Raw genomic sequence first — 10,381 nt, forward strand, 5'->3', positions numbered from 1 at the left:
CCTTCTGTTTATTTCATCTCTTTCAGTTTAACAGCTGCTTCTTCAGCAAAATAAGTCCAGATACCATCTGCACCGGCACGACGACAGCACATCAAAGATTCCAGAATCACGCTGTCAGATAACCAGCCATTCTGGATTGCAGCGGCCAGCATGGCATATTCGCCACTGACCTGATAGATAAAGGTCGGCAGACCAAAGGTGTCTTTGACTTCACGAACGATATCCAGATACGGCATGCCAGGTTTGACAATCACCATGTCGGCACCTTCCTGAATATCCAGAGCAATTTCATGCAGGGCTTCGGCGCGGTTGCCAACATCCATCTGGTAATTGTATTTATTGCCGCCTTTCAGGTTGCTGGCAGAACCGACTGCATCACGGAACGGGCCATAGAAGCTCGACGCATATTTGGCTGAATAGGCCATAATAGCAGTATAAATATGACCTTGTTGTTCGAGAGCCTGACGGATCGCGCCAATACGACCATCCATCATGTCGCTCGGAGCTACGATGTCGGCGCCTGCTTCTGCATGACTCAGAGCCTGTTTAATCAGGGCCTCGACTGTTTCATCATTTAATACATAGCCAGTTTCATCAATGATGCCATCTTGACCATGGGTAGTATAAGGGTCCAGCGCGCCGTCGGTAATCAATACCAGTTCCGGCAATTCTTTTTTTAACAGACGTACGGTGGTTTGTACCAGCCCATCTTCACGCCAGGCTGCTTCTGCAAGCAGGCTTTTATCTTCTTGCGGCGTTACCGGGAACAGCGCCAGTTTATTCACACCCAGTTCCAGCAAGCGTTCCGCTTTTTTTAGCAACAAGTCAGCAGACAGGCGCTGCACATTGGGCATACTTGGAATGTCTTGCGTCTGGTCTTGCCCTGGCAGTACAAAAACTGGATAAATCAGGTGGTCAGCACTGAGATGCGTTTCACGTACCATAGAACGTAAATGCTCATTTTTACGAATACGACGCATGCGAGTTGCAGGAAATGCGGGACGATTGAACGTATAGGTCATAAAAATCTCAGCAATCAGTATTAAACTAGGCTGCTATTGTAGCCCTATCTGAAATTTTTGGGCATAAATTAGCGGTTTTATTGTGGTGGCTTCGGACAGACTTATGACTAAAACAGAGAAAAACTGGACAGGTAGTATACATTTAGGAGCAAAGGTGGATATTGATGTGGTTTTAAATCAGTTGGTACATGCTTTTAATGCCTCTCCTTTTTTTAAGCATAATGGTATGACCATGCGGATCGTCGATGGTCAGATTGAAGCTTATATTGAGATGCAGGACTTTATGATTGGTAATGTGGCCTTCCAGATTCTGCATGGTGGTCTGGCAGCCACGGTACTCGATAGTATTGGCGGGATTGTGGCCATGGGAGAGCTATATAAAAAGGCAGGACCAGAAACCATTGCCGAGACCATTAAAAAAGTATCACGACTGGCAACAGTGGATATGCGGGTAGACTATCTGGCACCCGGACGCGGGAAATATTTTATTGCCCGTGCAGAAACCTTAAGATTGGGGCGTAAGGGTTGTACCATGCGTATGACTATGGTCAATAACGAAGACAAGCCGATTGCTACAGCTATTGCCTCTTATGCATATTAATCCATCTGGCAGCTCAAGATTGGCTATGAGCTGAGTATATAAGCACCTTTCTAAGCAGAGGTGCTTATAGATTTAAATTTTCAGGTTATATTGTTCTATCGGGGATTGTTATCAAGATGTACAGTCATTCATGGTCGCAAAAAATAGCAAGCCAGTAAAACTCATTTTTGGACTCTCCCTGGGTGTTGATCTCAGCGCAATATAAAGTAGTAAGTAAAAAAATATTCAATAGAAAACCGGTAGTAGACAGCGGTTTTTATCAGGCTTATAAATCTGACTTTGCCCGCTTTAAGGCATTTTGCCATTTGGCTAAATGTGCTGCACGTTTGTCATCCTGCATTTTGGGTTCAAAGGCCCGGTCGAGTTGCCATGACTGTGCAATTTCATCAAAGCTTGCAAATACGCCAGATTTTAAGCCCGCCATTGCTGCGGCACCCCAAGCGGTAGACTCCAGCATTTTCGGACGTAATACCGGTACATTTAGCAGGTCTGCCTGAAACTGCATCAGCATGTCATTACCACTGGCACCGCCATCAACGCGTAACTCTTTTAAGGGATGGCTAATATCCGATTGCATTGCGGTCAATACATCTGAAACTTGAAAGGCAATTGACTCTAAAGCGGCACGGGCAATATGGGCTTTATGGGTGCCACGTGACATGCCACAGAGCAGGGCGCGGGCTTCGCTATCCCAGTGCGGTGCACCGAGTCCGGTAAAGGCAGGCACTAGAACTACTCCATCTGTATCATCGACTGTACTGGCGAGCTTTTCGACATCACTGCTTTTTTGGATAATACCAAGACCATCACGCAGCCACTGTACTACTGCGCCAGCCATAAATACACTGCCTTCTAGTGCATAGGTCGTTTTGTCCTGTGCCTGCCAGGCGAGGGTAGAAAGGAGCTTATTTTGACTGAACTGAATATCATGGCCGGTATTGAAGAGCATAAAACAGCCAGTACCGTAGGTGTTTTTGGCAGTACCAGGCTCAAAACATGAATGTCCAAACAGGGCTGATTGCTGGTCACCTAAAATTCCGGTGATGGGGATAGTCGCACCGAGTAAACCGGGTGCAGTATCTGCAATATAGCAATCGGAACTCACAATTCTTGGCAGGATAGAGGCCGGAATATTAAATTGTTCTAATAACTCTTCGTCCCAGCTCTGATTGCGCAAGTTCATCAGCATGGTACGGGATGCATTACTGGCTTCAATAATATGCTCGGCACCTTGGGTCAGGTTCCAGATTAACCAGCTATCAATGGTGCCAAAAGCCACATGCCCCTGCTCAGCTAAGGCATGTAATCCATCAATATTTGCCAGTAGCCAAACCAGTTTGCCAGCACTAAAATAAGGATCTATACGTAATCCGGTTTTTTGTTGTACCTGATCCATAAGGCCTTGCTGGATCAGCTGATTACACCAATCGGTTGCCCGGCGATCCTGCCAGATAATGGCGGGTGCCAAGGGTTTACCATTACGGCGGTCCCATACCACTGTGGTTTCACGCTGATTGGTCAGTCCAATGGCTTTAATATCTTTGGCCAGAATGCGCGCTGTAGCCAGTGCCTGCTGGACGACTGCAATTTGGGAGCTCCAGATTTCCTGTGCATCCTGTTCGACCCAGCCTGAATATGGCGTCTGGATATGGGTCTCGCGTTGAGCCGTTGCCTGAACCTGTCCATGTTCATTAAAAATGATCGCACGACTTGAAGTCGTTCCCTGATCAAGGGCCAATAAATAGCTCATGAATGTTTCTTTTATAGGACTTGAAAAACAAAATATTAGCGCAATTATTAAATTAAGGCACATCAATGTGTAATTGTTTGAAAAATGGCATCGCAATTCTTCACAGTTATGCTATGATGAAGCCTACTTTGGGGGTGTTTCTGGCTTCGACGCTGGTGATGAAACTCATAGATGCATGTCGAGAGCGCATTTTCTCTCGTAAATCAAATTTGCATTTTAATAGTCGCAAACGACGAATCATACGCTCTAGCTGCCTAAGGGCAGCTTGTCCGCATCTCTGAATACTTGTGGTTAGAGATCCCGACTGAAGCGCAAGCACACAAGTCCGTATAAAACCAAGCCTCGGGGTTTTGTACTAAATTAAGAGGATCGCGATTTGTACCCTGTTCGTCGGGTCACAAAGAGTTAAAACAATAGACGATATCTAAGCATGTAGTATTCTCGAGCGTAGTGCTGGCGGACGCGGGTTCAACTCCCGCCACCTCCACCAAATGTAGTAATCAGGGTCAATCATTACACATCAGAATTGATCAGGATTCAGCAGAAAAGCCTTGAAACTTAACGGTTCCAGGGCTTTTTTGTGTCTATTCATCTGTCACGATAAATCAGATTGAATCATTGAAAATCACGGTCTATCAAACTAGGATGTTATACCAACGTTATACGGGTATAACATTTGAAATGTTGTCAGACTTAAAAGTAAAAAATTTAAAGCCACAAGAAAAACGCTATTCGATTGCAGATGGGGAAGGGCTGATTATTTCTGTATTTCCATCTGGGAAAAAGAAATGGGTACTGTCGTATCGTCACCATGGTAAACAGAATCAAAAAACGTTGGGTGAATATCCTGAAATTGGCTGTAAGGATGCGCGAAACCTTGCCCGGGATTTTAAATCACAGCTGAGTGGTAAAAAAATCAATGTGCCCACATTAGGCGAAGTCATTCAGGAATGGTTGGCGATCATGGGGCCATGTTGGACCAGTGATAAATATAAATATACAGTGATTTACCGATTAAATTACATTTCAGAAGATCTGTCTGACACCAGTATTGATGAAATTGAACGAAAAGATGTCGTAAAAAAAGTAAAAGAGATTGTGGCCAAAGGAACCATTGAAACCGCCAAGCGAGCCTTGCGCCTGTTGAGTGATGTTTTTAACTTTGCGATTGCATCTGATTACACTGAAAAGAATCCATGTATTTTGGTTGGTGATGTAATTCCTAAACAGGACATTGAAAATCTGGCTGCATTGAAGCCACATCAAATGACAGAGTTCTGGACAAAGGTCCAGCAAAGCTATGTCACTGATGATTTGATGATAGCCCTAAAACTTGCGTGTTATACCGCTGTTCGTATATCTGAGTTGCTTCATGCCAGGTGGGATACAGGCGAAATTAATCTGAATAAAAAAGAATGGATCATTCCGGCATCGCGGATGAAAATGCGTCGTGATCATGTAGTCCCACTGACGGATCAGACAGTGGAGCTGTTTAAAATTATGTATGACCGCAAAACTGATGACGGTTTTATCTTTAAACATACGAGAAAGCCGAATATGCCGTGCCGATCAGAAAGCATATTGGCCATTATTAAACGTAATGGCTATGCAGGGCAGATGACTACGCATGGATTTCGTACCGTTTTTTCGACCCATGCTAATGAATCGACCTTATTTCGTGAAGATGTCATTGAATATCAGATTGCCCATGTGCCTAAAAACAAGATTCGAGGCATTTATAACAGAGCAGAATATTGGTCGGAACGGGTGGAATTAATGACCTGGTATGCCAATGAAGTTGATCGATGGATGAAAATTTCTGAAAAAGGTTAGAAAACTAAGAATTTTTAGATAATTTATTGAAAAGTAGAGTAAAACAGCGTTTAAATTGAGGCTAGAAACTGGCTAGAACTCGGTTGAATATAGGTTAGAAATCAGAAAAGGGGCATAAATTATGCCCCTTTTTCTATGATTGTGTGCCAATCGTTGTGTCATTTCGCATTGTTTCGAGTGTTGTATCTTTCCATTCTTTGCGGTTTCCAAATACGCGCTCTGGAGGATATTTCTTAATGTAATGCTTTTTAAAGGTATTCACACAGATTCCCAATTCTTTGGCCACTTTGACCATTGGATGCCATGACATAATTAATTTTCCTCCCTTTAAATGACTGCAATAAAATCAAAATGTATAAGGTTCATGTGCAGTGGTGTGAACCAAGTCTTTACCCACATGGTGCGGTTGAAGGTCAATAAACGGTCCTTGCCGTCTTCCTTGAAGTAGGTCACGCGATCACCTTTGACTGCCACGATGGTTGCACCTTCAGGTTTTTCTGCCTTGAGTTTTTCCAGTTCTTTCTCAGTCATTTTCTACTGTCTCCATAGCACTTTGATACTGACTGGCAGTTAATTCGGTATGTGGTAAAACAAGGTCAAAGTTCGCTGATACAAAGTATTTATCGTCTTTCTTTTTAAATGCTAAATCAGCACCATAACGGATGACTTCCCCAAAAAGCGTCGTTGTGAGATCGGAGTAATTAAGGCTATGAAGGTCCTTCATGAACTCTGAATAAAACTGCTTATTCGTTTTACGTGGTCTAGCTTCAAAAATAGGCTTGCCATCCATTGGCTTACCTTTGCTAATTTTAAATAGAGTTTTATCGATTTTAGATTCATCGAAAAACCAAATGTGATGGAAGATTTTTCCATTGCTTAAAGTATTGTGAACGCCATACCCATCAGCAGCATATTGTTCACCAACTTGATAAAGTTTTTCGTCAAATTTATTCGAAGCTGAAAGTGCTGCATCAATTTTATTTACAGCTTCTGTGTCATTAATTTCATAATATTTTTGCATTGCTTTCCCCTTAAACCGCATTTGCCTGTGGTGCTGAATCCAGCATCTGTAAGTTGTCTGCACGAATTTCTGTGCTGTAACGTTCCTGACCGTTTTGGTCGTTCCATTTACGTGTACGAAGTGAACCCTCGATATAAACTTTTGAGCCCTTTTTTAAGTATTGCTGGGCAATTTCACCCAAACGATTGTTGGCCACAATGCGGTGCCATTCGGTTTGTTCAATCCAATCACCAGTTTGTTTGTTCTGCCATTTTTCAGAAGTGGCGATTGAAAATTGACAAACTGAACCACCATTTGGAAAGGTTCTGCTTTCAGGATTGGCACCCAGCGTGCCGACAAGGATTACTTTATTTACACCACGCATGATTCTTCCCCTGTAACTTTTGCAAAATGACTGAAATGTGCTGTGAAACATTTCTGATTGTTGGTGAATGGGATCTTTGGATTGTCGATATGACAGACATAGAGTTGATCTGTACCGACGATCTGTTTCACTTCAAAACGCTGATGACTGCTGACAATAAATTTGTAGCGTGCAAATTCATCAGGTATCCAAACGGTGTCACCCACTTGGAAGTCGTGAACTGTATTGATTTCAGGATCCGTGAACGGTAGGGCATCATCAAAGTCGAGTTCAGCAGTTTCAAGGCCACCTGGCTGTGCTTTGCCAGTATCAACAATATTTTTCATTTCATTGATCAAGATGCACGCTTCGGTTGGCATGTGTTGAACGCAATGATGCTGATTTAAAATGCTGTGCAAGCGAAGTACACGTGCTGAAATATCCTGGTGTTCAGCGATCATGGTGTAATAGCTTTGATCTTGAGTTTGAGCATGCATCACGAAATCTCCTTCACACTATTCATTAATGGATCCAAAAATTCTTTTTTAAGCAGCTTTAACTGTTCAAGGTTATAGCTGTATTCACCGCTTTTAGTTTGGATCTCAATTGCACAACCAGATTCTTCCAGTGATAAAAATTCAGGTAAATCTTGAGAATATTTATCAAAGCTGTCTTGTAGCTCAGTAATAAGAATTTCTACTTGCTCAAGTCCTAGATTCAATGGATTTTCAATTTTTTGAATCATTATTTTTTTGCCCCTAAATTTGGATTGGTGAAGATCCAGCACTTCACGTTACGGCTTGGTTTACCTGGTGCTTCACGACTTTTATTCACTGCTGCCACGTCATCGGCAGGGAAACGGTCTGAGTACACCTGTTTATTACTTTCAATGAATTTGTACTTGCGTGAGGTACGAAGTAATTTCTTCATTTCATTGATTTCAGGCAGCTGCTGATAATTGCGTGCAGCCACTTTGTAAATTTCGTTTAAGTTGATTGCGACAGTTTGAGCATCGGCAGGGTGGTGGTTTAAGCCCCATTCTGGTGAACGATTGCCTTGAAGATATTCGTAAACGTCCCAGAATTTTTCTACGTCAGGATGATCACCATTCAACTGTTCAACACGTTCACGCGCCATTTGTTCAAGCATTTCTTGTGCTTCAAGCATGTCTTCCAAGTCGATTGGCAAAACGTGTTTGGTCATTGCTTCAATTAGTGCAGCCACCTGTGCATGACATAAGGCAATACGTGTATGGGTAATGCCAATTTCATGATAGTGATCTTCAATTGACTGTAGCTTTGATGCGTATGTCTCCAAGATCTTGTCTTCATTACGCAGACAATGCGTCATGAACGTGCATGCATCTTCGAGTTCCATGCGATCCAGTTCATCGACAATGCGTTTGGTTTCCAATGACTGTCCTTTGCGGTCAAAGTACAAGTGCAAAGTACGTGTCAGGATTGCTTCTGAAGCCTGAATTGCCGTGTTTTGAGAAATCAGGATGGCACCACGGAACGGTGGTTCATAGGTTTCATTCCCTGCAGTCTTTAAACCTTTAGAACGAATTGCACGACCGTTGAAGGCATCTTTGAGTTCATCCCAACTGAATTTAGACTTTTGAACAGCATTACCATTCACGTCATTACGGTCGCCTTCGATCAGGACCACTGGAAGGTTTGCGATCTGTGCAAAGTTACGGTACACCGCCACGTTTGTTGATTTGTTTGCATCAAAGCCTTCATAGTCTTTACGGCCTGAAAGTTTCCACATCATTTCAATTAAACGTGATTTTCCTGCACCTGCTTCACCGACAATTTCCATGAAAGGGTATGAGCTGTGCATGGCACGGATTTGTTCAGCAAAATATGAACCCATCCACCAAGCCAAAGCCACAATACCTTTAGCACCACGGACTTTGTGGAAGTCCTCCCACCATGACGGATCAAACTGTTTTTTAGGGTTCAATGTGATCGCTGGTGAACTTGCCAGTGTTTTAATTTCCTGACGTTTTACTTTGAAAAAGTCATGCTCATTGATCGGGATGATTTGACCTTGATGAACGGCATATTTTTCAAAAATATAGGTTTGGTATTCACGGCTATAACCAATGTAATCAATGGTTTTGACTTCACGTAAACGTTCAGTTTCACGTTTGATGAATGTTTCCAATTGCATATCTGTGCCTGTCCACATTGCACCGGACATCACCGACATAACACGTGGTTTGAACTTAGAACGTGACGACATATGATCAGCTGTAAAGGTGGTTTTCGCTTCTGACCATGGGCTTTGCAATTTGAAGTAGTACCAAGATTCGTCGGTAATTTCATTGCGCTGGAAGTACAACGGTTCAATCTGAGCATTACAGATTTCTTTTGCTGCTGAACAGTTCTTCAATGCACTGGCACGGATCTCTTTATCAGTCAGGATCTGACCACCATTTTCAGCTGCTTCATTGTTGCGGTCTTCCAGGTGCTGAACTGCTTTATTGAATTTGTCATAGTCGAGTTCCCACCAGTACAAACGGAACTTGTGGTTGTAATAGAAGGTATGACGACGACCTTCATAAAAGTTGTAAATTAAAAGACCTGCTTCTTCTGCAGTTTCAGCAATCAGCAATTCACCATAGTGTTTGTACTTTGGGAATTGATCAGGGTTGAGTTTGTCCCACTGAAATAAATCATTCCAATCAAGTTTTTTACCACCATTTGCAGGTGGCTGTGCAGCAGTCGATGACCAACCTTCAGCACGTGAACGTTCATGCCATTTAACTGTGTAACCTTTACCTGCAGAATCATTATCGAATGCCCAACGTAAACGTGGCTTATCAATTTTGAGTTCATGGCAGCGATCAGCGATGGCTTTAAGCATTTGAGAAGGGTAGTTGACACATGACAGGCAAGACATGGCTTTCACACCTGACTGACTCAGTGCAATGGCATCAAAGATTCCTTCAGTGATCCAGATCGCTTGGCCTTTTTCCCCTAAACGGCAAAGTTCATCCAATTCATGCACTGACCATGCTTGGCCAGCATTTTTAAAACCATAGTTAAAACGTGCTTTTTTATTGCCGAAACGTTCTGGTCTGTCGATTAGACGTTCCCAATAGTTTTTTTCATCTAGCATAAAGCGAACAGTTGCTGATGATTCTTTGCTGTCTTTATCTGTATAGAACTGCTGGGTGTATTTACCAATTAAGTTTTTAAGATCGAAACCACGACCTTCAGATAAAAATGCATCTGCTGCAGCATTTGGATTTGTGTCGGTTTGCGGGTGGTATTCAGACCAGTCTTTGAATAAGTCTTCACAGATATCTTTGACGTGTTCTTCATAACCACATTTGACCAGACGACCACATTTCACCAAACGAGGATTGTGGGCATGGGTATAAAGTTCTTTTTTACCGCATTGTGGGCAGACACCTTCACGGAACCATTCGCCACGTGTCTTGAAACTGAACATTTGTTCAAGACGGGCAATGATGCGATGTTTAATTTCAGACATTAGTGAAGTCCCTTTACGTTGCTTTCAACAATCCATTCCCAATCCTTTGCGTCTTGGAATGTAATGATTTGGTGTTCAAATAAGGCTTCGATATAGCCTTTTAATTTTTCAGCAAAGCGTTGACGTTCTTCACCAGACAAAGTTTTTAAATGGTCTATACGTTTTCTTAAGGCTTCTGTACCATTACGATTTTGGAGTTGATTCTTTCGCTTTATACAAAGTTCTTGAAGTGTTGTCATTCTGTTTACTCTTAGCTTGAATTAAGTAAACTAATAAGCTTTTCAGGGGCTTATTGTTTATTTTTGGC

Annotated in this window: 11 protein-coding genes, 1 other RNA gene and 1 pseudogene; 3 read left to right on the forward strand and 10 right to left on the reverse strand. The window is 42.6% G+C overall.

Annotated features, from left to right (window positions below; genetic code table 11):
* Positions 1-8: 8 nt before the first annotated feature.
* Positions 9-1,022 carry a porphobilinogen synthase gene (gene hemB / locus NI461_RS09315; protein ID WP_174659431.1) on the reverse strand — a complete coding sequence of 338 codons (1,014 nt, stop codon included), beginning with the start codon at positions 1,020-1,022 and terminating at the stop codon, positions 9-11.
* 103 nt (positions 1,023-1,125) lie between these two features.
* On the opposite strand from hemB, the gene NI461_RS09320 reads away from it, so the two are divergent.
* Positions 1,126-1,623: a thioesterase family protein gene (locus NI461_RS09320; protein ID WP_151204233.1), complete on the forward strand. Its 498-nt coding sequence runs from the start codon at positions 1,126-1,128 to the stop codon at positions 1,621-1,623.
* 265 nt (positions 1,624-1,888) lie between these two features.
* Here the strand turns inward: NI461_RS09320 and glpK are convergent, their stop codons facing one another.
* Entirely contained in the window at positions 1,889-3,373 is a 1,485-nt protein-coding gene (glpK, locus tag NI461_RS09325) for a glycerol kinase GlpK (protein ID WP_253152533.1), read from the reverse strand.
* 130 nt (positions 3,374-3,503) lie between these two features.
* Between glpK and ssrA the strand changes: the two genes are divergently transcribed.
* Positions 3,504-3,863, forward strand: a transfer-messenger RNA (tmRNA) gene (gene ssrA, locus NI461_RS09330).
* Positions 3,864-4,054: 191 nt separating this feature from the next.
* On the forward strand, positions 4,055-5,206 hold the full coding sequence (locus NI461_RS09335) for a tyrosine-type recombinase/integrase (RefSeq protein WP_253157129.1): 1,152 nt from the start codon (positions 4,055-4,057) through the stop codon (positions 5,204-5,206).
* A gap of 133 nt (positions 5,207-5,339) precedes the next feature.
* Here the strand turns inward: NI461_RS09335 and NI461_RS09340 are convergent, their stop codons facing one another.
* The 8 genes and pseudogenes from NI461_RS09340 to NI461_RS09375 form a co-directional block, all read right to left on the reverse strand.
* Positions 5,340-5,516, reverse strand: coding sequence for a hypothetical protein (locus NI461_RS09340; protein ID WP_253157117.1), 177 nt, complete (start codon positions 5,514-5,516; stop codon positions 5,340-5,342).
* A gap of 17 nt (positions 5,517-5,533) precedes the next feature.
* Positions 5,534-5,737, reverse strand: a complete 204-nt coding sequence (locus NI461_RS09345; RefSeq protein WP_253157119.1) for a hypothetical protein — start codon at positions 5,735-5,737, stop codon at positions 5,534-5,536.
* Positions 5,730-6,227: a hypothetical protein gene (locus NI461_RS09350; protein ID WP_253157121.1), complete on the reverse strand. Its 498-nt coding sequence runs from the start codon at positions 6,225-6,227 to the stop codon at positions 5,730-5,732. The genes NI461_RS09345 and NI461_RS09350 overlap by 8 nt, the downstream gene beginning before the upstream one ends.
* Positions 6,228-6,261: 34 nt before the next feature.
* Positions 6,262-6,591: pseudogene (ssb, locus tag NI461_RS09355) on the reverse strand (single-stranded DNA-binding protein); the annotation flags it as partial.
* Positions 6,579-7,067, reverse strand: coding sequence for a hypothetical protein (locus NI461_RS09360; protein ID WP_253157123.1), 489 nt, complete (start codon positions 7,065-7,067; stop codon positions 6,579-6,581). The gene NI461_RS09360 and the pseudogene ssb, both read right to left, overlap by 13 nt.
* On the reverse strand, positions 7,067-7,315 hold the full coding sequence (locus NI461_RS09365) for a hypothetical protein (RefSeq protein ID WP_004672733.1): 249 nt from the start codon (positions 7,313-7,315) through the stop codon (positions 7,067-7,069). Before NI461_RS09365 ends, NI461_RS09360 begins: the two co-directional genes overlap by 1 nt.
* Positions 7,315-10,074 carry a toprim domain-containing protein gene (locus NI461_RS09370; protein WP_253157125.1) on the reverse strand — a complete coding sequence of 920 codons (2,760 nt, stop codon included), beginning with the start codon at positions 10,072-10,074 and terminating at the stop codon, positions 7,315-7,317. Before NI461_RS09370 ends, NI461_RS09365 begins: the two co-directional genes overlap by 1 nt.
* On the reverse strand, positions 10,074-10,313 hold the full coding sequence (locus tag NI461_RS09375) for a hypothetical protein (RefSeq protein ID WP_253157127.1): 240 nt from the start codon (positions 10,311-10,313) through the stop codon (positions 10,074-10,076). The genes NI461_RS09370 and NI461_RS09375 overlap by 1 nt, the downstream gene beginning before the upstream one ends.
* Between the last annotated feature and the right edge of the window lie 68 nt (positions 10,314-10,381).

The sequence above is a fragment of the Acinetobacter sp. S4400-12 genome, assembly GCF_024129495.1.
GTDB classification, from domain to species: Bacteria; Pseudomonadota; Gammaproteobacteria; order Pseudomonadales; family Moraxellaceae; genus Acinetobacter; species Acinetobacter lwoffii_C.